Origin of the sequence: Streptacidiphilus albus JL83, assembly GCF_000744705.1 — a bacterium.
Taxonomy (GTDB): Bacteria; Actinomycetota; Actinomycetes; order Streptomycetales; family Streptomycetaceae; genus Streptacidiphilus; species Streptacidiphilus albus.
This window is the reverse complement of record NZ_JQML01000001.1, coordinates 3,439,332-3,463,877: the sequence shown is the minus strand read 5'-3', so window position 1 is coordinate 3,463,877 and position 24,546 is coordinate 3,439,332. Positions and strand designations below refer to the sequence as shown.

The 24,546-nt window shown below is 73.4% G+C and carries 22 protein-coding genes and 1 pseudogene; 15 read left to right on the top strand and 8 right to left on the bottom strand.

The window, feature by feature from the left end; genetic code table 11:
* Positions 1-28: 28 nt before the first annotated feature.
* Positions 29-457, bottom strand: coding sequence for a hypothetical protein (locus BS75_RS14855; protein WP_034088566.1), 429 nt, complete (start codon positions 455-457; stop codon positions 29-31).
* Between the two features lie 176 nt (positions 458-633).
* Here BS75_RS14855 and BS75_RS14850 point away from each other — a divergent pair, with 176 nt between their 5' ends.
* Positions 634-1,605: a MurR/RpiR family transcriptional regulator gene (locus BS75_RS14850; protein WP_081982329.1), complete on the top strand. Its 972-nt coding sequence runs from the start codon at positions 634-636 to the stop codon at positions 1,603-1,605.
* Between the two features lie 49 nt (positions 1,606-1,654).
* Here BS75_RS14850 and BS75_RS14845 read toward each other — a convergent pair whose 3' ends face one another.
* Positions 1,655-2,047, bottom strand: coding sequence for an SH3 domain-containing protein (locus BS75_RS14845; RefSeq protein ID WP_034088564.1), 393 nt, complete (start codon positions 2,045-2,047; stop codon positions 1,655-1,657).
* 182 nt (positions 2,048-2,229) lie between these two features.
* On the opposite strand from BS75_RS14845, the gene BS75_RS14840 reads away from it, so the two are divergent.
* The 8 genes and pseudogenes from BS75_RS14840 to BS75_RS14805 all read left to right on the top strand — a co-directional run bounded on the left by BS75_RS14840 (position 2,230) and on the right by BS75_RS14805 (position 11,570).
* On the top strand, positions 2,230-3,033 hold the full coding sequence (locus BS75_RS14840; protein WP_042439063.1) for a GNAT family N-acetyltransferase: 804 nt from the start codon (positions 2,230-2,232) through the stop codon (positions 3,031-3,033).
* Positions 3,034-3,087: 54 nt separating this feature from the next.
* On the top strand, positions 3,088-3,654 hold the full coding sequence (locus BS75_RS44265) for a hypothetical protein (RefSeq protein ID WP_042439061.1): 567 nt from the start codon (positions 3,088-3,090) through the stop codon (positions 3,652-3,654).
* A 295-nt stretch (positions 3,655-3,949) separates the two neighbouring features.
* Positions 3,950-5,620, top strand: coding sequence for a urocanate hydratase (gene hutU / locus BS75_RS14830; RefSeq protein ID WP_034088563.1), 1,671 nt, complete (start codon positions 3,950-3,952; stop codon positions 5,618-5,620).
* Between the two features lie 55 nt (positions 5,621-5,675).
* Positions 5,676-6,866, top strand: a complete 1,191-nt coding sequence (locus tag BS75_RS14825) for an allantoate amidohydrolase (RefSeq protein WP_034093071.1) — start codon at positions 5,676-5,678, stop codon at positions 6,864-6,866.
* Positions 6,867-6,952: 86 nt separating this feature from the next.
* Positions 6,953-8,332, top strand: a complete 1,380-nt coding sequence (locus BS75_RS14820; RefSeq protein ID WP_042439111.1) for a formimidoylglutamate deiminase — start codon at positions 6,953-6,955, stop codon at positions 8,330-8,332.
* Positions 8,333-8,404: 72 nt separating this feature from the next.
* A pseudogene (gene hutI / locus BS75_RS43355) lies at positions 8,405-9,573 on the top strand (imidazolonepropionase).
* A 64-nt stretch (positions 9,574-9,637) separates the two neighbouring features.
* On the top strand, positions 9,638-10,312 hold the full coding sequence (locus tag BS75_RS14810; RefSeq protein WP_034088562.1) for a response regulator transcription factor: 675 nt from the start codon (positions 9,638-9,640) through the stop codon (positions 10,310-10,312).
* Between the two features lie 7 nt (positions 10,313-10,319).
* Positions 10,320-11,570 (top strand): ATP-binding protein, encoded by a 1,251-nt coding sequence (locus BS75_RS14805; protein WP_034088561.1) that lies wholly within the window; start codon positions 10,320-10,322, stop codon positions 11,568-11,570.
* Positions 11,571-11,762: 192 nt separating this feature from the next.
* On the opposite strand, the gene BS75_RS14800 is transcribed toward BS75_RS14805, so the two are convergent.
* Positions 11,763-12,332 (bottom strand): GtrA family protein, encoded by a 570-nt coding sequence (locus BS75_RS14800; protein WP_042439055.1) that lies wholly within the window; start codon positions 12,330-12,332, stop codon positions 11,763-11,765.
* A 228-nt stretch (positions 12,333-12,560) separates the two neighbouring features.
* Here BS75_RS14800 and BS75_RS14795 point away from each other — a divergent pair, with 228 nt between their 5' ends.
* The 3 genes from BS75_RS14795 (at position 12,561) to BS75_RS14785 (ending at position 15,528) form a co-directional block, all read left to right on the top strand.
* Positions 12,561-13,703, top strand: a complete 1,143-nt coding sequence (locus BS75_RS14795) for a 5-(carboxyamino)imidazole ribonucleotide synthase (RefSeq protein WP_034088560.1) — start codon at positions 12,561-12,563, stop codon at positions 13,701-13,703.
* 74 nt (positions 13,704-13,777) lie between these two features.
* The gene (purE, locus tag BS75_RS14790; RefSeq protein ID WP_034088559.1) at positions 13,778-14,305 is read left to right on the top strand and encodes a 5-(carboxyamino)imidazole ribonucleotide mutase; all 528 of its coding nucleotides are present in this window, start codon (positions 13,778-13,780) and stop codon (positions 14,303-14,305) included.
* Between the two features lie 5 nt (positions 14,306-14,310).
* Positions 14,311-15,528 carry a dipeptidase gene (locus tag BS75_RS14785; RefSeq protein ID WP_034088558.1) on the top strand — a complete coding sequence of 406 codons (1,218 nt, stop codon included), beginning with the start codon at positions 14,311-14,313 and terminating at the stop codon, positions 15,526-15,528.
* Positions 15,529-15,535: 7 nt separating this feature from the next.
* Here the strand turns inward: BS75_RS14785 and BS75_RS14780 are convergent, their stop codons facing one another.
* Complete coding sequence (locus BS75_RS14780) at positions 15,536-16,243, bottom strand: TetR/AcrR family transcriptional regulator (protein WP_034088557.1); 708 nt, start codon at positions 16,241-16,243, stop codon at positions 15,536-15,538.
* Positions 16,244-16,344: 101 nt separating this feature from the next.
* Between BS75_RS14780 and BS75_RS14775 the strand changes: the two genes are divergently transcribed.
* Together BS75_RS14775 and BS75_RS14770 are read left to right on the top strand one after the other, a co-directional pair.
* Entirely contained in the window at positions 16,345-17,820 is a 1,476-nt protein-coding gene (locus BS75_RS14775; RefSeq protein WP_231607777.1) for an APC family permease, read from the top strand.
* A gap of 59 nt (positions 17,821-17,879) precedes the next feature.
* On the top strand, positions 17,880-19,520 hold the full coding sequence (locus BS75_RS14770) for an amidohydrolase (protein WP_034088555.1): 1,641 nt from the start codon (positions 17,880-17,882) through the stop codon (positions 19,518-19,520).
* A gap of 12 nt (positions 19,521-19,532) precedes the next feature.
* On the opposite strand, the gene BS75_RS49305 is transcribed toward BS75_RS14770, so the two are convergent.
* The 4 genes from BS75_RS49305 to BS75_RS14750 form a co-directional block, all read right to left on the bottom strand.
* Complete coding sequence (locus tag BS75_RS49305) at positions 19,533-20,504, bottom strand: polysaccharide lyase (RefSeq protein ID WP_197091940.1); 972 nt, start codon at positions 20,502-20,504, stop codon at positions 19,533-19,535.
* Between the two features lie 180 nt (positions 20,505-20,684).
* Positions 20,685-21,368 (bottom strand): hypothetical protein, encoded by a 684-nt coding sequence (locus BS75_RS14760; protein ID WP_034088554.1) that lies wholly within the window; start codon positions 21,366-21,368, stop codon positions 20,685-20,687.
* A complete protein-coding gene (locus tag BS75_RS14755) occupies positions 21,365-22,186 on the bottom strand; it encodes an ATP-binding cassette domain-containing protein (RefSeq protein WP_034088553.1) in 822 nt (273 codons plus the stop codon). Before BS75_RS14755 ends, BS75_RS14760 begins: the two co-directional genes overlap by 4 nt.
* 57 nt (positions 22,187-22,243) lie before the next feature.
* Complete coding sequence (locus BS75_RS14750; RefSeq protein ID WP_034088552.1) at positions 22,244-22,651, bottom strand: CoA-binding protein; 408 nt, start codon at positions 22,649-22,651, stop codon at positions 22,244-22,246.
* Positions 22,652-22,902: 251 nt separating this feature from the next.
* Here BS75_RS14750 and BS75_RS14745 point away from each other — a divergent pair, with 251 nt between their 5' ends.
* Entirely contained in the window at positions 22,903-24,519 is a 1,617-nt protein-coding gene (locus BS75_RS14745; RefSeq protein WP_034088551.1) for a cellulose binding domain-containing protein, read from the top strand.
* Positions 24,520-24,546 lie beyond the last annotated feature (27 nt).

Here is a 24,546-nt window from a genome sequence, read left to right as displayed (position 1 = left end):
GGGGTGCGACCGGCGGGCCGAGGGCCCGTCAGTCCCAGCCGTCCCGGCGCCGGGCGCGTTCCTCCCTGGCGTCGCCCCGCTCCCCGGGCCGCCGTCCGTCGCCGCCGAAGGACTGGGCGACGTTGACGCCGACGATCCCCAGCCAGACCACGACCATCCCGGCGATCCCGCCCTGGCCCGCGGCGATCGCGGTCAGCGGGATCGCGGCGACCAGGGAGAAGTAGTGGAAGCGGGAGCCGAATCCGCGCCGCTCCCGACGCCCGCGGACCTCGGCCGGGCCGGTCTCCCGGTCCAGCTCGCGCCGGACGCGGGTGGTCACCTGGGCGTCGAGCCGGCTGTCGAGGCGCTGGAGGAAGCCGTCGATGAGATCCGACTCGTAGTCAGGTCCCAACTCCTGGGCGGTCCGCACCGTGGCCTTCAGGTCGCTCTTGAGTTCACTGTCCCCGTACTGCTGCATGGCTACGAGCGTAGGGACCGGCGGGGGGCGTCCACAGCCTGCCGGGGCCGACTCGGGGAGAGTTCAGGGTCCGGCTCAGGGACGGCTCCGGGTCCGGTTCCACCTACCGGGCGCCGCCGGAACCGCAGGTGGCTGTCCGGTGAACGAGAAGGCACTTGCCGACGTTGTATGGGTTCATGCAGAGTCGGGAACCAGGCCGGTCCCCGATCATCCCGGGCTGCGGCTCCAGCAATGCGAAAGGCAGGGTGTCCGTGAGCGAGGAGACACCGTCCGCCGTGGGCGAGGGCGTGACGCCCGGCCCGTCCGGCAGGCTGCTCGGCCTGTTCGACGGACACCGGCTGACGCCCACTCAGCGGCGGATCGCCCACTGCCTGGTGCGCAACGCGGCCGACGCGCCCTTCCTCTCCAGTGTCGAGGTCGCCGAGCTGGCGGGCGTCAGCCAGCCCTCGGTGACCCGCTTCGCCGTGGCGCTGGGCTTCGACGGCTATCCCGCGCTGCGCCGCCGGCTGCGGGAGCTCGGCCCGGGGGACCAGGTCGAGCCCGGTGTCGGCCAGGAGACCGCCAAGGACGCGGTCCGCAACGAGCAGCAGCAGGCGGTGCTCGCCGAGATCGCCAACCTCCAGCACCTCGCCGCGGTACTGGCCGACCCGGAGCCGGTGCTCCAGGCCGCGCGACTGCTCGCGGCCTCCCGGCCGCTGCCGGTGCTCGGGCTGCGCGCGGCCTCGGCCCAGGCGCACGGCTTCGCCTACTTCGCGGCCAAGGTCCATCCGGACGTCCGGCTGATCGACCAGGGCGGCTCCATGGCGCTGGACCAGGTCGAGCAGGCCGTCCAGGCCGGCGCGACCGCGCTGATCTGCTTCTCGCTGCCGAGGCACCCGCGCGAGGTGGTGGACGTGCTCTCGGCCGCGAAGCGCGCCGGACTGACCGTGGTCACCGTGGCCGAGAGCGTGTTCGCGCCGGTCGCCGAGCTGACCGACGTGATGCTGCCGGCGGCGGTCGGCTCCAGCCTGGTGTTCGACACCGCCTGCGCCCCGATGATGCTGGGGCGGGTACTGCTCCAGGCGATGTGCGACGAACTGCCGGAGTCGGTGGCCCGGTTGGAGGCGTTCGAGCAGGGCGCCGCCGCCCGCGGCCTGTTCGTCGGCTGACCGGGCGCCGGACCCGGCGCCCGACCGGGTGCCCGACCGGGTGCCTGACTCAGCGCCCCATGACCCGGCCGTGCTCCAGGCCGACCCGCGAGGTGGTGCGGTGCGGGTGGGTGAAGTGGGCCCAGCCCTCGGCGTGGGTGGTGCGGTCGGTGATCTGGGTCCAGCCGCCCCGGTTCTGGTGGGTGGTGAAGCGGTCGCCCTTGGCCAGGCGGCCGATGACCGGCGAGGCGTCGCCGGGCTGGGCGTGCAGCGGCAGCAGGTGCGCCGGCAGCAGGTGGGCGCGGTGGGGGTGGGCCCAGGCGGTGTGGGCGATCCGGGCGCCCGGAGCGGGGTGCGCGGGCGCGGCCTGCGCCGGGCCGGCGGACGCGACCGCGGCCAGCGCGGCCAGCGCCGGAACGGCCAGGGCGGGGACGAGGATGCGCAGACGCTTCGGTGCTGACATGGCTTCGGTTCTCCTGAGTTCGGATCGGGGGAGCGTAGGTCGGCCCTACTCTCATCCGCAGGAGGCCCGAAACCGCCGGTTCGTGCCCCGACCGCCCCGGGATTCACCCGATCTCCGGGCGCGCGGAGCGGTTGTGCGCCCCGGACGAGGGACCGCGCGCCCGGGTGGGCGATGATCTCCGGATGCACGAGATCAACGACCCCGGCCGGCTGGCCGCCCTCTGCGACGACGACTCCCTGCTGCTCTGGGCCGCCCAGGGGCTGACCCGCCGGGTCGGCGGGACCAGCCGGGCCTGGACCCTGGACGGCGCGGTCGCCGTGGCCGCCCCCGACCTCTCCGGCCGCGACCGGATCGCCCTCCACGCGGCCGACCCCGCCGGCCTCCACGCCGCCGTGGCCCTGTTCCGACAGGTGCTGGCAGAGGTCGGTCCCGGCTACCGTGCGCTCGGCGAGCCCGCTGTGGTGGCCGCCGCCGTCGAGCAGCTCCCGGGGTTGCAGCCGACCTCCCCGTTCAGCTGGATGGAGCGGACCGCGGCGGAGGCGCCGCTGCCGACCGGGCGGGCGAGCCGGCTGGGGCCGGCCGACGAGCCCGCCGTCGCGGACCTGCTCGATCTCGCCTTCGCCGACTCCCACGCCCACCCGGACCGTCCGGGCGTGGAGCAGTGGGTGGGGGTCCGCGGGGCGGCGCGGGAGCTGCTCGCCGTCGCCGCGCTGGCCTGGTCGGCGCCCACGGTCGGGCTGCTCGCCGGGGTCGCCGTCCACCCCGCCGCCCGGGGCCGGGGCCTGGCCGCCCAGGTCTGCGGACACGCAGTGCGCGAGGCCCTGGCGGCGCACGGCCGGGTGGCGCTGCTGGTGAACGACGACAACGCCCCCGCCGTCCGGCTGTACCGGGGGTTGGGGCTGCGCCGTCGGACGATGGCTGCCGCCGCGTTCGCCCCGGAATTTTCTCCGGCCGGCATTCACCCCGTTCTCACAGATCGGGGCTAAGGTCCCGCCAAGGCTTTGACTGATGGGGAGCTTTCAAGGATTGGGAGTCGTGGAATGCGTGGGACATATGCGCGGGCTCGCGTGGTGGTCGTCCGGGGAACGGTCGCCCGCACGCTGATGTGGATCGGCCTGGTCGGCGCGCTGGCCGGACTGCTGGAGCCGACCCTCACCGGGAGCCGGCGCGGTGCCTACCTCGGCGCCGCGCTGTTCGTCCTGGCCCTGCTCGCCGGGCTGCTCGGCCGGTTCCGCTGGTACGCCGGGCGGGCCCGCGGCGCGGAGAAGGCAGCCTTCGCGATCACTCTGGAGCCGCCGCAGGAGACCAGGCGGCGGATGGCCCGGATGAACGGCCTCTGGCTGCTCGGCGGGATGATCGTGACCTGCGGGCTCGGACTGCTGGCCGGTCCGGCGGCGGGGCTGCTGGTGCTCGGCTACGGCGTGGGACTGCAACTGGCGGTCTGGCTGCAGGCGCGCTGGGAGCACGGGCACGAGACCCTGCTCTGGGCGCGGACCGAGGACGGCCGGCTGCTGGGCCGGCGCAGCCGGATCGGCGCCTTCGCCTCCACCGGCCCGGCGGCCGGCAGCGTCCGCCCGGTGGTGCGCGGCGCGGCGGCCCGGCGGTAAGCCCCGCCGCGACAGGTCCCACGGCCGCGACAGGTCCCACGGCCGCAACAGGTCCCACGGCCGCAACAGGTCCCACAACTGCATGATCACCGCACGGTTCAGGCCGGTGTCCTCTCGCTCGCGGGCGGGAGGACACCGGCCTACCGTGCTCCAGGGGGAGGTCACCGGTACAGGCGGAGGCCGAATGGCTCTGGTGGAGCCGCGAATGATTGGGTATCTTCAAGGTACGCAGAACTGAATGAATGTATCCATCAGGGTGGACCGCCGGTCCACCCGTCGAGGAGGTCACAGAGTCATGACGCAGCAGCAGAGCGGCCCGCGCCCGGTGCGCGCCTCGCGCGGCACCGCGCTCACCACCCAGGGCTGGCAGCAGGAGGGCGCGCTGCGAATGCTCATGAACAACCTCGACCCCGAGGTCGCCGAGCACCCCGACAAGCTCGTCGTCTACGGAGGCACCGGCAAGGCCGCCCGCGACTGGCGCTCCTTCGACGCCATGGTCCGCACCCTGCAGACGCTGAAGCAGGACGAGACCATGCTGGTCCAGTCCGGCCGTCCGGTCGGCGTGATGCAGACCCACGAGTGGGCGCCGCGCGTCCTGCTCGCCAACTCCAACCTGGTCGGCGACTGGGCCAACTGGGAGGAGTTCCGCCGTCTGGAGCAGCTCGGCCTCACCATGTACGGCCAGATGACGGCCGGCTCCTGGATCTACATCGGCACCCAGGGCATCCTCCAGGGCACCTACGAGACCTTCGCCGCCGTCGCCGCCAAGAAGTTCAACGGCACCCTGGCCGGGACCATCACCCTCACCGCCGGCCTCGGCGGGATGGGCGGCGCCCAGCCGCTCGCGGTGACCATGAACGACGGCGTCGCCATCTGCATCGACGTCGACCAGACCCGGATCACCCGCCGGATCGAGCACCGCTACCTGGACGTCGAGGCCAAGAACCTCAAGCACGCCCTGGAGCTCGCGGTCGAGGCCCGCGACCAGCGCAAGCCGCTCAGCATCGGCCTGCTCGGCAACGCCGCCGAGCTGGTCCCGCAGCTGCTGGCGATGGACGCCCCGATCGACATCGTCACCGACCAGACCAGCGCCCACGACCCGCTGGCCTACCTGCCGATCGGCATCGACTTCCACGACATGGCGACCTACGCCGCCGAGAAGCCGGCCGAGTTCACCGTCCGCGCCCGCGAGTCCATGGCCAGGCACGTCGAGGCGATGGTCGGCTTCCAGGACAAGGGCGCCGAGGTCTTCGACTACGGCAACTCGATCCGCGGCGAGGCGCAGCTGGCCGGCTACACCCGGGCCTTCGACTTCCCCGGCTTCGTGCCCGCCTACATCCGGCCGCTGTTCTGCGAGGGCAAGGGCCCGTTCCGCTGGGCCGCGCTCTCCGGCAACCCCAAGGACATCGCCGCCACCGACAAGGCCATCCTCGAACTCTTCCCGGAGAACGAGTCGCTGGCCCGCTGGATGAAGATGGCCGGCGAGCGGGTCCACTTCCAGGGCCTGCCGGCCCGGATCTGCTGGCTCGGCTACGGCGAGCGCGACAAGGCCGGCGAGCGCTTCAACGAGATGGTCGCCGACGGCACCCTCGAAGCGCCGCTGGTGATCGGCCGCGACCACCTCGACTGCGGCTCGGTGGCCTCCCCCTACCGGGAGACCGAGGCGATGCTCGACGGCTCGGACGCCATCGCCGACTGGCCGCTGCTCAACGCCATGGTCAACGTCGCCTCCGGCGCCTCCTGGGTCTCCATCCACCACGGCGGCGGCGTCGGCATCGGCCGCTCGATCCACGCCGGCCAGGTCACCGTCGCCGACGGCACCAAGCTGGCCGGCGAGAAGATCCGCCGGGTGCTCACCAACGACCCCGGCATGGGCGTCATCCGGCACGTCGACGCCGGCTACGACATCGCCGCCGAGGTCGCCGACGAGCGCGGCGTCCGCATCCCCATGCGTGAGGGCGAGTAGTCACGTGAGCGAGTGGGAGGAACGGCTCGGCGACGCCGCCGACGGCTACCGCCGAATGTGGGCCGACCTGCTGCCCGTCGGACGCTTCGACGCGTCCGGCGGGTACCGGCGGCACGCCTGGACCGCGGCCGACGCCGAGTGCCGGGCCTGGTTCGCCGAGCAGGCCGCCGCGCGCGGACTGGTCTACGAGGTGGACCGGAACGGCAACCAGTGGGCCTGGTACGGCGACCCGCAGGGCGAGGGGGCGATCGTCACCGGCTCGCACCTGGACTCGGTCCCGGACGGCGGCGCCTTCGACGGCCCGCTCGGCGTGGTCTCGTCCTTCGCCGCGCTGGACGCGCTGCTGCAGCGCGGGGTCGAGCCGGTCCGCCCGCTGGCGCTGACCAACTTCGTCGACGAGGAGGGCGCGCGCTTCGGCGTCGCCTGCGTCGGATCACGGCTCAGCGCCGGGGTGCTGACGGCGGATCAGGCGTACGCGCTGCGTGACGCCGACGGGGTCAGGCTGCCCGACGCCATGGAGGTGGCCGGGCAGGACCCGACGGCCCTGGGCAAGGACGCCGAACGGCTGTCCAGGGTCGCCGCCTATGTCGAACTCCATGTCGAACAGGGGCGGTTCCTGGCCGACACGCCCCATCCGGTCGGCGTCGCCTCGGCGATCTGGCCCCACGGCCGCTGGCGCTTCGACTTCCACGGCGAGGCCAACCACGCCGGGACGACCCGGCTGGAGGACCGCCGGGACCCGATGCTGACCTATGCCAACACCGTGCTGGCGGCCCGGAAGAAGGCCCGGCAGCACGGCGCGCTGGCGACCTTCGGCAAGGTCGCGGTCGAGCCCAACGGCACCAACGCCATCGCCTCGCTGGTGCGCGGCTGGCTGGACTCGCGCGCCGCCGACGAGGCCACGCTCACCGCCCTGGTCGAGGAGATCACCCAGGCCGCGGGCGAACGGGCCGAGCGGGACGGCGTCCGGGCCGAGGTGGTGCGCGAGTCCTACACCCCGGTGGTCGACTTCGACGCCCCGCTCCGCGACCGGCTGGCCGCCCGGCTCGGGCCGGACACCCCGGTCCTGCCGACCGGCGCCGGCCACGACGCGGGCATCCTGTCCGCGGTCGTGCCGACCGCCATGCTGTTCGTCCGCAACCCCACCGGCGTCTCGCACTCGCCGAGCGAGCACGCCGTCGAGACCGACTGCCTGGCCGGTGCGGCAGCGCTGGCCGACGTCCTGGAGGACCTGACATGCCGGTGAGCCCGTCCGTGGCGGAGACAGTCCGCGAGGCCGATCCGCTGTCCGGTCCGCGGCAGGCCCCCGGGACCATGCCCGCGGCCCGGAGCATGCCCGAGCCGCGCAGCGCGGCGGCCCGGGGCGAGGGGGGCCCGGACCGCCTGTTCTGGGCGCCGCACGCCTGGACCGACCCGGTGGTCGAGTCGGACGTGCTGATCGCCGTCTCCGCCGAGGGCCGGATCACCGCCGTCACCCCCGACAGCGGCCCGGCCCCGGCCGGGGCCACCGTGCTCACCGGACTGGCCCTGCCGGGCATGGCCAACGCCCACTCGCACGCCTTCCACCGGGCGCTGCGCGGCAGCGTCCAGGTCGGCAGCGGCACCTTCTGGACCTGGCGCGACGTCATGTACCGGGTGGCCGACGCGCTCGACCCCGACCGCTACCTGGCCCTGGCCACCGCCGTCTACACCGAGATGGCGCTGGCCGGGATCACCGCCGTCGGCGAGTTCCACTACGTCCACCACGCCCCCGGCGGCGCCCGCTACAACGACCCCAACGCCATGGGCGAGGCGCTGATCGAGGCTGCCGCCCGGGCCGGGATCCGGATCACCCTGCTCGACACCTGCTACCTCGCGGCCGGCTTCGGCGAGGCCCCCAACCGGCACCAGCTGCGCTTCAGCGACGGCGACGCCGACGCCTGGGCCGCCCGCGCCGGGGCGCTGAAGCCCCGTGAGCACGCCCGGATCGGCGCGGCCGTGCACTCGGTCCGCGCCGTGCCCGCCGAGCAGCTGGGCACCGTCGCCGACTGGGCCCGGGAGCGCCGGGCACCGCTGCACGTCCACCTCTCCGAGCAGACCGCCGAGAACGAGGCCTGCCTGGCCGCCCACGGGATCAGCCCCACCCAGCTGCTGGCCCGGCACGGGGTGCTCGGCCCGCGCACCTCCGCCGTCCACGCCACCCACCTCACCGACACCGACATCGGCCTGCTCGCCGACAGCTCCACGGTGATCTGCATGTGCCCGACCACCGAGCGCGACCTCGCCGACGGCATCGGCCCGGCCCGCCGGCTCTCCCAGGCCGGCTGCCCGATCTCGCTCGGCAGCGACAGCCACGCGGTGATCGACCCCTTCGAGGAGGCCCGTGCGCTGGAGCTGAACGAGCGGCTGGCCACCCAGCGGCGCGGCCACTGGACGGCCGCCGCGCTGCTTCGCGCCGCGACCGAGGACGGCCACGCCTCGCTCGGCTGGTCCGAGGCCGGTCGGATCGCCGTCGGCGCGCTCGCGGACTTCTGCACCGTCGCCCTGGACACCCCGCGCACGGCCGGTACCGAGCCGCGCTTCGCCGCCGAGACGGCGGTCTTCGCCGCCGGCGGCGCGGACGTCCGGGAGGTCGTGGTCGGCGGTCGCACCGTCGTCCGCGACGGCGTCCACCAGGCCCTGCCGGACACCGGCCGGGCGCTGACCGAGGCCATGGCGCAGCTGCGCGTCTGACCGCCCGCGCCCCGACCCCGCCGACCCCGACCCGGCCGCCCCCGACCCGCCCCCGCCCAGCCTGGAGCCCCGATGAGCAGCATCCTGATCACCGACATCGGCAGCCTCGCCACCAACGACCCGCCCTCGGCGAGGGTCCGCTGGGGCTGCTCGCCGACGCCGCGATCGCGCTGGAGAACGGGCGGGTGGCCTGGGTCGGCCCCGCCGCCGCCGCGCCCGCCGCCGACGAGGTGGTGGCGGCCGGGGGCCGGGCGGTGATTCCCGGCTTCGTCGACTCGCACGCCCACCTGGTCTTCGCCGGGGACCGCACCGCCGAGTTCAACGCCCGGATGTCCGGCCGCGCCTACAGCGCCGGCGGCATCCGCACCACCGTCGCCGCGACCCGGGCCGCCACCGACGAGCAGCTCGACGCCAATGTGGCCCGCTACGTCCGCGAGGCGCTGCGCCAGGGCACCACCGTGCTGGAGTGCAAGTCCGGCTACGGCCTCACCGTCGAGGACGAGGCCCGCGCGCTGCGGATCGCCGGCCGCCACACCGACGAGGTCACCTACCTCGGCGCCCATGTGGTCGCCCCCGAGTACGCCGACGACCCGGCCGGCTACGTCGACCTGGTCACCGGCCCGATGCTGGACGCCTGCGCCCCGCACGCCCGCTGGGTCGACGTCTTCTGCGAGCGCGGCGCCTTCGACGGCGACCAGGCGCGGGCGGTGCTGACCGCCGGGATGAAGCGCGGCCTCGCCCCTCGGGTCCACGCCAACCAGCTCACCGAGGGCCCCGGCGTCCAGCTCGCGGTCGAGCTGGGCGCGGCCTCCGCCGACCACTGCACCCACCTCTCGGCGGCCGACGTCGACGCCCTGGCCTCCTCGGACACCGTGGCGACGCTGCTCCCCGGCGCCGAGTTCTCGACCCGCGCCGTCTACCCCGACGCCCGGCGGCTGCTGGACGCCGGAGCGACCGTGGCCCTGTCCACCGACTGCAACCCCGGCTCCAGCTTCACCACTTCCGTCCCCTTCTGCATCGCCGTCGCGGTCCGGGAGATGGGGATGACCCCGGACGAGGCGCTCTGGGCCGCCACGGCGGGCGGCGCCGCCGCGCTGCGCCGCAGCGACGTCGGCAGCCTCCGCGTCGGCGCCCGCGCCGACCTGGTGCTGCTGGACGCGCCCTCGCACGTCCACCTCGCCTACCGCCCCGGTGTCCCGCTGGTCGCCGGGGTCTGGCGGGCGGGCGTCCGCGAGGTCTGAGGCCGCCGATCACGACCAGCCACTTTTCGCCGGTGCCGGTTCCCGGGCGCACTACGATCAGTACATGACCCGTGTACTGCTCGCCGAGGACGACATCGCCATCTCGGAGCCCCTGGCCCGTGCGCTGCGCCGGGAGGGCTACGAGGTCGTGGTGCGCGAGGACGGCCCGTCCGCGCTGGAGGCCGGCCTCGAAGGCGGCAACATCGACCTGCTCGTGCTCGACCTCGGCCTGCCCGGCATGGACGGCCTGGAGGTCTGCCGTCGGCTGCGCGCCGAGGGCCACGGCTTCCCGGTGCTGGTGCTGACCGCCCGCGCCGACGAGGTCGACACGGTCGTCGGTCTCGACGCCGGTGCGGACGACTACGTCACCAAGCCGTTCCGGCTCGCCGAACTGTTGGCCCGGGTCCGGGCGCTGCTCCGGCGCGGCAGCGTGGACCTCACCACCGGCGCGCACGGGGTCAAGATCGACATCGAGTCGCACCGCGCCTGGATCGGCGAGGAGGAGCTCCAGCTCTCCGCCAAGGAGTTCGAACTGCTCCGGGTCCTGGTCCGGGACGCCGGCCGGGTGGTCACCCGCGAGCAGATCATGCGGCAGGTCTGGGACACCACCTGGTGGACCTCGACCAAGACCCTCGACATGCACATCTCCTGGCTGCGCAAGAAGCTCGGCGACGACGCCACCAGCCCCCGCTACATCACCACCGTGCGCGGCGTCGGCTTCCGCTTCGAGAAGAGCTGAGCGCTGAGTGAAGCGCCGGCTCATCACGTCCACCCTGGCTGTGGTGCTGGTGGTGATCGCCCTGTTCAGCGTGCCGCTGGGGGTGGTCGAGACCCGCAGCATCGACAGCAACGCCCACTCCCAGGTCACCACCGAGGCACTGCACCTGATCGGGGTGGTGGAGAACCGGCTGGTCGCCGACGAGCCCATCGACGCCGAGGCGCTGTCCGGGCTGGCCAGCCAGAACGCCCAGCGCTACGCCGTGGTCACCGTCCCCGGACAGGCCCCGATCACCCTGGGCAGCCGCCCGGCCGGCGACGACCCGATCACCGCGCGGGAGACCGGCGCCCACGGCGAGCAGGTCCTGGTCCAGCAGTCGCGCGAGCCGCTGGACCGCGAGATCCGCAACATGCTGCTGCTGCTCGGCCTGGTGGCGGTGCTCACCGTGGTCGCGGCCATGTCGCTCGCCGTCTGGCAGTCCCGGCGGCTGGCCCAGCCGCTGGTCGACCTCGCCGAGACCGCCGAACGGCTCGGCTCCGGCGACCCCCGGCCCCGGCAGCGCCGCTACGGCATCGTCGAGCTCGACCGGGTCGCCGAGGTGCTGGACGCCAGCGCGGACCGGATCGGCCGGATGCTCACCGCCGAGCGCCGGCTCGCCGCCGACGCCTCGCACCAGCTGCGGACCCCGCTGACCGCGCTGTCCATGCGGCTGGAGGAGATCGTCGAGACCGATGACCTGGACACCGTCAAGGAGGAGGCCGCGATCGCGCTGACCCAGGTCGAGCGGCTGACCGACGTCGTCCAGCGGCTGCTCACCAACAGCCGCGAGGCCCGCAACGCCTCGGCGGTCACCTTCGACCTGGACGACGTGATCAAGCAGCAGGTCGAGGAGTGGCGCCCGGCGCTGCGCCGCTACGACCGCACCCTGTACCTGGAGGGCCCGCCCGGCATCCAGGCCATCGGCACGCCCGGCGCGGTCGCCCAGGTGCTGGCCGCGCTGATCGAGAACTCGCTGATGCACGGCGACGGCTCGGTCACCATCCGGACCCGGGTGCGCGGCACCTCGGCGGTCCTGGAGGTCCAGGACGAGGGCGTCGGCGTCCCCAGCGAGCTGGGCGCCCGGGTCTTCGAGCGCGCGGTCAGCGGCCACAACTCCACCGGCATCGGCCTCGCCGTCGCCCGCGACCTCGCCGAGGCGGACGGCGGCCGACTCGACCTGCTGTCGCAGCGGCCGCCGGTGTTCGCGTTGTTCCTCGGCCGCAAGGTCGAGGACCAGTGAGGGGAAGTCTCGGCCGCAAGGTCGAGGACCAGTGAGGGGAAGTCTCGGCCGCAAGGTCGAGGACCGGTAGCGGGAGCCCCGGGCCGCAAGGTCGAGGACCGGTAGCGGGAGCCCCGGGCCGCAAGGTCGGGGACCAGTAACAGAAGAGCCGCACCGCCCTCTGGGCGGTGCGGCTCGAAGCCGGGGGACCGGTCAGGCGCGGCGGGAGGGCACGCGCGGCTCGGTCGGGGCCTTCGCCGGGGCGGCGGCGGGGGACGCGGCGGGGCCTGACTCCGGGGTCTCGGTGTTGGTGGCGAGGATCTGCTCGGCCTCCTCGACCGCGCCGGCCGGGGCACTGAAGACCCAGGTCCGGTAGGCCCAGAAGCGGAACAGCGTGGCGACGCCGATGCCGATGAAGCTGCAGGCCATGACCTCCAGCTTGGTGTGCAGGTCCAGCCCGTAGGTGAGGGCGTAGAGCACGCCGTTCTGGACCACCAGGCCGATTCCGCTGAAGATCAGGAAAAGGGTGATCTCGTGCGCCCGGGTCTTGGAGTCGGTGTCCCGGTAGACCCAGTACCGGTAGCCGATGTAGTTGACCAGAATGGCGAGCAACGTGGCGATGATGTTCGCGCGAACGACCGCGTGCGGCATCATGTCGATCAGTACCGACAGGGACGCGAACTGGACGACCACGCCGATTATCCCGACAGCACCGAACTTGGCGATCTCCTGGCCCAGGCGGCCGATGATGCCGGTCGAAGGTGCTTTGGCAGTGGGGGTCATGTGGGTCCGTCTCTCTGATGGCTCATAGGGAGCGGTGGACATGCTATCCCTGCATGCGCCCTCGTTCGTGGGCCGAGGGGCGTATCTCATCCGACTCACAATTACTCCGTGACTGGTTGCCCCTCTCCGGACCAGGGTAAGGGGAAGTGTCCGAGCGCACCTGCGGAAGCAGGGACTCGGGGACCACCTGCGCAGATACCTGCCCGCGCGGCCCGATATCCTGCAGGTGTGACTTTTCCAGTAGTCGGCATCATCGGAGGCGGGCAGCTCGCCCGCATGGCGCACCAGGCGGCCATCCCGCTCGGCATCAGGACGAGGCTCCTCGCGGACACCCCGCAGGATTCGGCCTCCCTGGTGGTGAACGACGTCGTCCTCGGCGACTACCGGGATCTCGACACCCTGCGGCGGTTCGCCGCCGGCTGCGAGGTGGTCACCTTCGACCACGAGCACGTCCCGCTCGACCACCTGCGGACGCTCCAGGCCGAGGGCGTCGCGGTCCGGCCCGACCCGGACGCGCTGATGTACGCGCAGGACAAGGGCCTGATGCGGGCCCGACTGGACGCGCTGGGCGTGCCCTGCCCCCGGCACCGGCTGGTCGCCGACCCGGCCGACGTGGCCGCGTTCGCCGCCGAGGGCCCGGAGGGCTGGCCGGTGGTGCTGAAGACCACCCGCGGCGGCTACGACGGCAAGGGCGTGTGGGTGGTCCGGAACGAGGCCGAGGCCGCCGAGCCGTTCCGGGCGGGCGTCCCGGTCCTCGCCGAGGAGAAGGTCGACTTCGTCCGGGAGCTCGCGGCGGACGTCGTGCGCTCCCCGCACGGGCAGGCCGTGGCCTACCCGGTGGTCGAGTCGCTGCAGAAGAACGGCATCTGCCACGAGGTGACCGCGCCCGCGCCGGACCTGGGCGCCGACCTCGCGGCCGAGGCGCAGGCACTGGCCCTGCGGATCGCCGGGGAGCTGGACATCACCGGCCATCTCGCGGTCGAGCTGTTCGAGACCCGCGACGGCCGGATCCTGGTCAACGAGCTGGCGATGCGCCCGCACAACTCCGGCCACTGGTCCATCGACGGCGCGGTCACCTCGCAGTTCGAGAACCACCTGCGCGCGGTGCTGGACCTGCCCCTGGGCGACCCGCGCCCGCGCGCCCGCTGGACCGTGATGGTGAACGTCCTGGGCGGCGACTACCCGGACATGTACCACGCCTACCTCCACTGCATGGCCCGGGATCCGGGGCTGCGGGTGCACATGTACGGGAAGGACGTGAAGCCCGGCCGTAAGGTGGGCCACGTCACCGTGTTCGGGGACGATCTGGACGATGTGCGGGAGCGGGCCCGGCACGCCGCCGCCTATCTGCGCGGCGACATCACCGAGTAGCCCTCGCCGGTCGGACGTCCCGGGCAGCACGTCAGAGATCCAGAACGCCAGAGAACGACAGAGGGAAACAGCGAATGAGTGAGCAGCCGCTGGTCGGCATCGTCATGGGATCCGACTCCGACTGGCCGGTGATGGAGGCCGCCGCGCAGGCCCTCGACGAGTTCGAGGTCCCCTACGAGGTCGACGTCCTCTCCGCGCACCGGATGGCGCGCGAGATGATCGCCTACGGCGATGCCGCCGCCGGGCGCGGGCTCAAGGCGCTGATCGCGGGCGCCGGCGGCGCCGCGCACCTGCCCGGGATGCTGGCCTCGGTCACCACCCTGCCGGTGATCGGCGTGCCGGTGCCGCTGAAGTACCTGGACGGCATGGACTCGCTGCTGTCGATCGTGCAGATGCCGGCCGGGGTCCCGGTCGCCACGGTCTCCATCGGCGGGGCCCGCAACGCGGGGCTGCTGGCGGTGCGCCAGCTGGCCGCGTTCGACCAGGACCTGGCCGAGCGGATGCGGGACTTCCAGCAGGAGCTGAACAACCAGGCCACCACCAAGGGCAAGAAGCTGCGGGCCAAGGTCAGCAGCGGCCGCTCCTTCGGCTTCGGGAGCTGAGCGCGGTGGCGTACCAAGCCCCGGCGGCCGACCTGCTGGACCGGGCCCGGGCGCTGCTCGCGCGCTACCCGGTGGTGGACGGTCACAACGACCTGCCCTGGGCGCTGCGGATGCAGGTCGACTACGACCTGGACCGGCTGGACCTGGCCGAGGACCAGCGGGCGCAGCTGCACACCGACCTGGCCCGGCTGCGGGCCGGCGGGGTCGGCGCTCAGTTCTGGTCGGTCTACGTGCCCTCCGGCTACGCCGGGGACCGGGCAGTCAGCGCGACCCTGGAGCAGATGGACTGCGTCCGGGCGCTGGCCGCCCGCTACCCGGAGGACCTGCGGCTGGCGTTCACCGCGGACGACATGGAGATCGCCCGGGGCCAGGGCCGGATCGCCTCGCTGATGGGCGCCGAGGGCGGGCAGTCGATCAACAGCTCGCTGGCCACCCTGCGCTCCCTCCACGCCCTGGGCGTGCGGTACATGACGCTGACCCACAACGACAACCTGCCCTGGGCGGACTCCGCCACGGACAAGCCGGTGGCCGGCGGGCTGACCCGCTTCGGCGAGGAGGTCGTCCGGGAGATGAACCGGCTGGGGATGCTGGTGGACCTCTCGCACGTGTCCCCGGACACCATGCGGGACGCGCTCCGGGTCACCACCGCGCCGGTGATCTTCTCGCACTCCTCCGCGCGGGCGGTCTGCGACCACGTCCGCAACATCCCGGACGACGTGCTGGAGAGCCTGGCCGCCAACGGCGGGGTCGCCATGGCGACCTTCGTGCCCAAGTTCATCCTGCCCGAGGCCATCGACTGGACCGCGGCCGCCGACGCCAACATGGAGGCCAACGGCTTCCACGCACTGGACACCACGCCGGAGGCGATGGTGGTCCAGCGGGCCTACGAGGCCGCCCACCCGCGCCCGATGGCCACCGTCTCCACCGTGGCCGACCACCTCGACCACCTGCGCGAGGTGGCCGGCGTCGACCACATCGGCATCGGCGGCGACTACGACGGGACCGCGTTCACCCCGCAGGGCCTGGAGGACGTCTCCGGCTACCCCAACCTGATCGCCGAACTCCTCGGCCGGGGCTGGTCGGAGGCCGATCTCTCCAAGCTGACCTGGAGCAATGCGGTCCGGGTGCTGCGCGAAGCCGAGGGCGTCGCCGGGCAGTTGCGCGGCACCGCCCCGTCGATCGCCACCATCGAGCAGTTGGACGGAGCGGCCGAGCAGGCCTGAGCACCCGTCACCCGGCCTTCCGTGGAAGGCGTATGGCCGCAGCGTCGAGGAACAGCTCCAGAAGCTGGGGGTAGGCGCTGCGGCCCATCTCGTTGCGCAGCAGCGTGCCGGTGGCCGCGAGGTGCGGATGGGTCCCGGCCGGCATGGACGTGTAGGTGCGCTGCCACACCCGCCGCTCCGCCTCCCTGGCCTCCGCCGGCAGCGCCAGGTGGGCGGCGTCCAGGGCCGCCTGCGACAGGCCCAGGTCGACGAAGCCGTGGTAGAGCGCGACCGCCGCCGGATCGGGGAACCCGGCGCCGCGCAGCACGCCGATGATGGTCTCGATGGCGTGGGTCTCGTGCGGGCCGCCGGTGGTCCGGTGGGCGGTGAGCACGGCCGCCTGCGGGTGGGCCAGGAAGGCCGCGTGCATCCGCAGGCCGAGGTCGCGCAGGTCGGCCCGCCAGTCGCCACTGGCCGCCCAGCCGACCCAGACCTGGCCGATCAGCTCGTCGGCGACGGCCAGCAGCAGTTCGTCGGTGTTGCGGAAGTAGCGGTAGAGCGCACTGGGGTCCGCGCCGAGCGCGGCCCCGAGCCTGCGCACGGTCAGCGCGCTCGCGCCGTGCTCCCGGATCAGCCGCAGCGCGGTCTCCACGATCAGCCCGGCGGAGAGCACTGTGCCCAGCTTGGTGGGACGTCTGCGCCGGTGGGAGCCCTCGGCGGGGAGTCGGTCTGCCATGGCGACACCTTATGTCAACGGCATTGACCTGTTGCGGCCGTCCGGGTTTTCATGGCGCTCCCAGCACGACGAGCCAAAGCGGTGGTCCCATGGCAGAAGAGATGCGCAGATCCCTCGGGGTCGTCGACGGCGTGGTCATCGCCGCATCCAGCACGGCGGCCACCACCAGCATCGGCATCGGGATGGGGCTGCTGGCCGGAGTGGTCGGGCTGCACCTGCCGATCATCATGCTGCTGGCCTTCCTGCCGATCATCGGCATCGCCGGGGCGTACGGTCGGCTGAACCGGGTCGAGCCCAACTGCGGCAACAGCTACGTCTGGGTGGGGCGCTCGATCAGCCCGTGGCTGGGCTTCCTGTCCGGCTGGGTCAACATCGTCGGCACCGTCGTCTTCCTCGCCTACACCACCACCGTCACCGGCTCGGCCGTCCTCCAACTGCTCGCCGAGGCTCACCTCACCAGCGTCGCCGGGCTGGCCCTCGATCCGGACTCGACCCTGCAGACCACCCTGCTCGGGCTGCTGGTGCTGGTCGCGGTCACCCTGGCCGCCGTGGTCGGCGTCGACGTCGCCGCCAGGGTCCAGCGCTACCTGCTGGCCTTCGAGTACCTGGTGCTGCTGGGCTTCTGCGGCTACGGCCTGTTCGCCGGCACCCACCCGTTCAGCCTGGACTGGTTCAACCCCTTCACCATCCCCTCCTTCTCGGCGCTGGCGCAGGGCATGGTGCTGGCGGTCTTCTGCTACTGGGGCTTCGACGCCGCCTTCAGCGTCAGCGAGGAGGTCCGCGACCCGCGCGACGCCTCGCGCGGCGGCACCATCGCGCTCTTCACCATGCTGGGTCTCTTCCTGCTCGGCAGCGTCTCCTTCCAGCGGGTGCTGTCCGTGCAGCAGCTGGCCGACAACGGTGCCCAGGGACTGACCTACTTCGGCGCCCAGCTGGCGCACCAGCCGCTGGCCGCGCTGCCGCTGATCGCGCTGACCTTCTCCGCCGTCGCCTCGCTCCAGTCCGGGGTGATCCCCACGGTGCGCGGGATGTTCGCGATGGGCCGCGACCGCACCCTCGGCCCGGTCTGGACCAGGATCCACCCGAAGTACCGCACCCCGGCCGCCGGCACGCTGCTGCTCGGCGCCATCGCCGCCGTGGTCGCCCTGCTCTCGCTGGCCATCCCCAAGGTCAGTGACCTGATCGGGGCCGCGGTCAACGCCATCGGCATCGTGGTCGCGCTGTACTACGCGCTGACCGCGCTGGCCGCCGCCACCCGCTTCCGGGGCCTGCTGCGCAGCGCCCCCTGGGAGGGGGTGCGGGCGGTGGTGGTCCCGGCGCTGAGCGCGGCGGTGCTGCTCGGCCTCGGCGGCTACATGTGCTGGAGCTTCTACCGCTCGACCGACCACTTCGCGGTGGACGCGGCCAACGGCTGGTTCCAGCTCTCAGTCCCGGCGCTGATGGTCCTGTCCGGGGTCGCGGTCGCGGCCTGGGCCAAGTGGGTCCGGAAGTCGGACTACTTCGCCGGCGGCCGGGCGACCGACGCCGACGCCCCCGACCTGCTCGCCACCGAGGCCGACACCCCCGTCTCCGCCTGAACGCCATCCGCGCCCCGCACCCACCCGCACCCGCACCCGCACCGACTGAGGAGTACCCCATGACCCACGCCGACCTGGTCTTCACCGGCGGCCCGGTGTTCACCGCCGACGGCGCCCGCAGCCGGGCGACCTCGGTCGCGGTGACCGGCGAGCGGATCACCGCCGTCGGCCACGACGAGGTGCGGGAGCTGGTCGGCCCGGGGACGGAGGTGGTGGACCTGGCCGGAAGGCTGCTGCTGCCCGGTTTCCAGGACGCCCATGTCCACGCCGTCTACGGCGGCGTCGAGCTGGGCGAGTGCGACCTGACCGGCACCACCGACCCGGCCGAGTACCAGCGCCGGATCCGGGCCTTCGCCGAGGCGCACCCCGAGCGGGAGTGGATCACCGGCAGCGGCTGGTCGATGGAGAGCTTCCCCGGCGGCGCGCCGACCCGGCAGCTGATCGACGCGGTCGTCGCCGACCGACCGGTGTACCTGCTCAACCGCGACCACCACGGCGCCTGGGCCAACTCCCGGGCGCTGGAGCTGGCCGGGCTCACCGCGGCCACCGCCGACCCGGTCGACGGCCGGATCGAGCGCGAGGCCGACGGCGGCCCCAGCGGCATGCTCCAGGAGGGGGCGACCGGCCTGGTCGCCCGGCTGGTCCCGGAGACCACTCCGGCCGAGCGGCTGGCCGGGCTGCTCCGGGCGCAGGAACTGCTGCACTCGCTCGGCATCACCGCCTGGCAGGACGCCCTCCTCGGAGTCTTCAACGGCCAGCCGGACCCCTCCGACGCCTACACCGCCGCCGCCACGGCCGGCACCCTCACCGCCCGGGTCAACGGCGCGCTCTGGTGGGACCGGGGACGCGGCGCCGAGCAGATCCCGGAGCTGGTCGAGCGCCGGGCGAGGCTGGCCCGCGGCCGCTTCCGGGCCGACTCGGTGAAGATCATGCAGGACGGCATCACCGAGAACTTCACCGCCGCGATGACCGCCCCCTACCTGGACTCCTGCGGCTGTGCGACCGCCAACAGCGGCCTCAGCTTCGTCGACCCGCAGGCGCTGCAGGGGTATGTCACCGAGCTGGACGCGCTCGGCTTCCAGGTGCACTTCCACGCTCTGGGCGACCGCGCCGTCCGCGAGGCGCTGGACGCGGTGGAGGCCGCCCGCCACGCCAACGGCTTCCGCGACACCCGGCACCACCTGGCCCATCTCCAGGTGGTCCACCCGGACGACGTCCCCCGCTTCGCCCGGCTCGGCGCGATCGCCAACCTCCAGCCGCTGTGGGCCTCGCACGAGCCGCAGATGGACGAGCTGACCATCCCGTTCCTGGGCGAGGGGCTGGCGGACCGCCAGTACCCGTTCGGCGACCTGCTGCGGGCCGGGGCGGAGCTGGCGGCCGGCAGCGACTGGCCGGTGAGCAGCCCGGACCCGCTGGCCGGGATCCATGTCGCGGTCAACCGGGTCGGCCACGGCGAGGCCGGCCGCAGGGTCTTCCTGCCCGAGCAGCGGCTCGACCTGGGCACCGCGCTGGCCGCGTACACGGCGGGTTCGGCGCGGGTGAACCACCTGGACGACACCGGTACGGTCCGGGTCGGCGCGCTGGCCGACCTGGTGGTGCTGGATCGCGACCCCTTCGACGGGCCCGAGTCGGCGATCGCCGAGACCCGGGTCGAGCAGACCTTCGTCGGCGGCGAGCGGGTCTGGTCCGCGTCCCGCTAACCGCCGACGCGCTCAGTGCTGGACCGTCGGCGAGAGCGAGAAGTCCGAGAAGAACGAGTGGGTGGTGGTCTTCGGGCCCCAGGTGGTGTCGTGGCCGCCGTAGAAGGTGGAGAAGAGCACGCCGCTGAACGGGATCGAGCCGATGCCGGTGGCGATCCCGTTCAGCTGGGCGACCTTCACCCCGTCGAACCAGACCGTGACGTCGCCGTTGCTGCGGTTCACCAGCTGCTCGACGGTGTGCCAGTTGCCGTCGGCGATCCACTTCCAGTCGCCGAGCCCCTCGTCCACGCCGTAGCCGGTCGGGCCGGAGTTGGTCGGGGTGTAGAGGTAGACCTCGCCGTTGTCGGGGACGCCGTTGGCACCGCGCCACATGTAGCGGGTGGACCAGCCCTTGCCGTGGTTGCCGCCGGACTCCTGGCCGATGGTCCCGCCGTACAGGCCGGGAAGCTTCCCGGCGAGGCCCCAGTCGTACCCGGCCGGGAACTTGACGTGGTACTTGAGGTCCAGGGTGGTGCCGTCGGCGAGCTTGGACAGCCCGAGCGAGGCGAGGCTGGTGTAGAACTGCGCGCCGCCGGGGTTGGGGCAGTCGCTGCAGGAGTTCGCGGAGGAGCCGGCCCCGTAGGTCAGCTCCAGCGCCGAGCCGTTGCCCGGGGCGGTCGCGTCGGTGACGGCCTTGGCGTCGGTGAAGCCCCAGGCGCCGGTGGAGGTCTCGCCCCAGGACTTCGCCCAGGTGCTGTCGGCGAAGCCGGTGAACTGGCCGGTCCAGGCAGCGGGTGCGGCGGTGGGGGTGGCCGTGGGGCTGCCGGAGGGCGTGCTGTGCTCGGGGGCCGCCGGGCTGCGGCCCGTGCCGGTGCGGGCGGCGGCCGGGGCGCCGGCCGCCATGGCGGCGCTCAGGCCGCCGGCGGTGAGGACGAGACCGGCGGCGAGGGCGGTGCCGAGGGCCAGTCGGCGGCGCCCGGCGGAGGTGCGGTGCTTCACGGACATGGGGGCTCCTGCGTGGGGGACGGTTCCAGTGAGTTCACATAGAAGAACGCCATCTATGTATCTGAAGACCTGTTCGTCGACAGTAGTCGTGCTCGTGTCAGGAGTCCACGGCCCATCGTGGACGAACCGTCAGTTCGCGTGCGGGCCGCGGACTGTGGGCTGCAAGGGCGGGGGAGTCGGCTACTCGCCGGCGGTGCGGCCCGCCGCGCGACCCGCCGCGTGCACCGCCACCGTCCAGGCCAGCGCCAGCAGTACGGCTGCGGCGAGCAGCGGCAGCAGCGGGGCGGTGGTGGCGGCGTTCCGCGAGCCGGAGGTGAAGACGTCGCGGACGGCCATGTTCACCGGCGAGACCGGAGCGACCAGCAGCGCCAGCGAGGCCCCGGACAGGGTCAGCACCGCGGCGGCCGGGCGGCGCAGCACCGGGGGCGCGCAGAGCGCCCCGAGCGCGGTTCCGGCCAGCAGGCCGACCAGCACCGAGAGGGCGCCGTGCCCGGCTATCTCGGCCAGCGGCGGATGGGCGACGCCCACCGGCGGGCTGCTCGCCAGCCACTCGAACACGCCACCGGCCAGTGCCAGCACCGAGTTGACGGCCAGGGCCGCCGTCAGCGGGGCGAGGTGCGCCCGATGGGGCCCGCTCGCCGCCGCGACGCAGGCGCGCGCCGGCTCGGGTTCGCCGGTCAGGACGGTCCGGGTGAGCCAGGCGCAGGCCGGTACCAGCATCCCCGCGCACCAGCCCAGCGAGTCGCCGTACTGCTGGCCGCCGAAGCTGCCGAGGACGATCAGCAGCACGAACAGCAGCACCGGCGGCAGCCAGCGCTGCGAACGCAGCAGCAGCGCCAGCTGGTAGCGGATCAACGGGCTCATCGGACCGACTCCACATGGACGGCCGGGTCGGCCAGCAGCGTTCGCAGCAGGTCGTCGCTGCTCCCGGCGGCGGCGGTCAACCGGACCCGGTCGTCGCCGAGTTCGGCGACGGCCAGCACGCCGGCGAGTCCGTCCAGCCCCTTCGCCCCGCCCGGTCGCCCGCTGAGGACGATGCGGCAGGGGAGGTCCGGGCCGGTGCGGGCGAGGTCCGGCTCGCGGACCCGGCCGGCGCCCACCAGCCAGTGCAGGTTCGGGAGTCCGGCGAGCCGGGCCGGGTCGTGGTCGACGAAGACCACCGTGCAGCCGGCGTCCAGCCGTTCGCCGACCGCGTCGTCGAGCGCGGCGCGGGCCCCGGCGTCGAGGCCGGTCCAGGCCTCGTCCAGGACCAGCAGTTCCGGCTCGCCGAGGAGGGCCTGGGCGACCGCCACCTTCTGGCAGGTGCCCTTGGAGAGCTCGCGGAGCTGCCGGTGGGCGAAGGCCGCCGCGCCGAAGCGCTCCAGCGCGGCGTCCGCCCGGCGCGCGGGCTCGGAGCCGCGCAGCCCGTGGATCCGGCCGAGGTGGCAGAGGTAGCCGTGGGCGGTGAACGGCAGTGCCGCGGGGAAGCGCTCGGGCACGTACGCGCGCCGCGCGGGGCGCTCGCGGACCCGGCCGCGGGTCGGCTCGCAGACCGCCGCGACCAGCCGGAGCAGCGTGGACTTGCCGCTGCCGTTGCCGCCCTGGACCCGGACCAGGCTGCCTTCGGGCACGGTCAGGCTGACGTCCCGCAGGATCCAGGGGCCGCGCAGTCCGTAGCGCTGGCTGACGCTGTCGAGCCGCATGGCGCCCAGCCTACCGGCGGCCCCAGTGCCCGTCAGTGGATCAGCAGGGTCGCTGGATCAACCGAGCCGGGGGATCTCGATCGCCGGGCAGCGGTCCATCACCATGTCCGCCCCGGCGCCCCGGGTGCGCTCGTACGCCGCCTCGTCGATGACGCCGAGCTGGAACCAGACGGCCTTGGCGCCGATCGCCACGGCCTCGTCGGCGACCGGACCGGCCAGGTCGCTGCGGACGAAGACGTCCACCACGTCCACCGGGAACGGGATCGCCGCGAGCGAGGGGTAGCCCTGCTCGCCGAGCACGGTCTCGGCCTTGGGGTGCACCGGCACGATCCGCTTGCCGTAGCGCTGCAGCACCTGGGCCACGCCGTACGCCGCCCGCCGCTGGTTGCCGGACAGTCCGACGACGGCCCAGGTGTCACCGGTCCCGGTGAGGATCCTGCGGATGGTCTCTGCGTCGCCGTACATCCTGTCGCTCCTCCGGTTGCCGCCCGATCCTGCCCATGGGTTCAACCGCATCCCCGCCCGGCTGATTCCGCCGCGACCGGCGGGGCAGGGGCGGTTTCCGGCCAACCCGGAACCCCCTCATTGCCATGTCCACGATTTCCTTGACGTCGGACATTGGTCTGGACCACTGTAAGGGGGCCGCGGCGCACACCCCCACATGTTCCCCGGCGGCGCGAGCTTCGCGCTGCCCTCAGGCCCAGGAGAACACGCCCATGAGGCGCGTCACCTTGCATGTCGCCACGGCCGCCGCACTGGCCGCGGCCCCCCTGCTCGTCCCCGCCGCCGCGCACGCCACCACCGGCGGGCTGACCGGGCTGATGGCGAACTTCAGCATCAGCCAGACCTGGTCCAGCGGATTCCAGGGCAACTACGCGGTCACCAACAACAGCAACCAGACCGTCAACTCCTGGTCGCTGACCTTCACCCTCCCCACGGGCGAAGCGGTCACCAGCGCCTGGAACGGCACGCTCAGCCACTCCGGCAGCACCTACACCATCACCTCGCCGAGCTGGGCCTCCGCGCTGGCCCCCGGGGCCTCCGCCGATGTCGTCGGCCTGGACATCTCCTCCGGCGCGACCCAGACCGCGCCGCAGAGCTGCACCATCAACAACCTGCCGTGCCAGGGCGAGCCGGCCGACACCACCCCGCCGACCGCGCCGACCGGACTCGCCGTCACCGGCACCGGACCCGGCAGCATCGCCCTGTCCTGGACCGCCTCCACCGACAATGTCGGGGTCACCGGCTACGACATCGACGAGGGCGGCTCGGTCGTCGCCACCTCGACCGGCACCAGGGCGAACATCACCGGGCTGCTCGGCGGGAGCAGCCACACCTTCACCGTCACCGCCTTCGACGAGGCCGGCAACGTCTCCGCCCCCTCCGCCGCGGTGACCGCGGTCGCGGGCAGCGGCACGGCGCCCGGGGTGGCCGCCCCGTACGTCGACATGGGCGCCTACCCGACGCCCAGCCTGCCGGGCATCGTCGCCGCGAGCGGGCTCAAGCAGCTCTCGCTGGCCTTCATCGTCAACGGCAGCACCCCCTGCACCGCCAGCTGGTTCGGCGACTACAACACCTCGACCGGCTGGGACGCCGCCGACATCGCGGCGGTCAAGGCGGCCGGCGGCGACGTCCGGGTCTCCTTCGGCGGCGAGAACGGCACCGAGCTGGCCCAGTCCTGCACCGACGTGCCCAGCCTCACCGCCCAGTACCAGCAGGTGGTCAACGAGTACGGGCTCGACTGGATCGACTTCGACATCGAGGGCAGCGCGGTCACCGACCACGCCTCGATCGACCGCCGCTCGGCCGCCATCGCGGCGGTCCAGGCCGCCCAGCGGGCCAAGGGCCGCAACCTCCAGGTGTCGTTCACCCTGCCGGTGCTGCCCAGCGGGCTCACCTCGGACGGCCTCTACGTGCTCCAGTCCGCGGCGGCGGCGGGGGTCACCGTCTCCGACGTCAATGTGATGGCGATGGACTTCGGCGACAGCACGGCGCCCAACCCGTCCGGGCAGATGGGCACCTACGCGATCGACTCGGCGGAGGCCACCGAGGCCCAGGTCAAGTCGGTCTGGCCGAGCCTGACCGACGCCCAGGCCTACGCGATGGTCGGGGTCACCCCGATGATCGGCCAGAACGACTCCTCGGACGAGGTCTTCGGCCTCTCGGACGCCTCGCAGCTGATCACCTTCGCCGAGCAGAAGCACCTCGCCTCGCTCGGCTTCTGGGAGGTCGGCCGCGACGCCAACGCCTGCACCGGCTCGCTGTCCGACTGCACCGACGTCGCCCAGACGCCGTACGAGTTCTCCAAGCTGTTCGCCGGCTACACCGGCTGACAGCCGCAGCCCGGGCCCTGGGCCCGC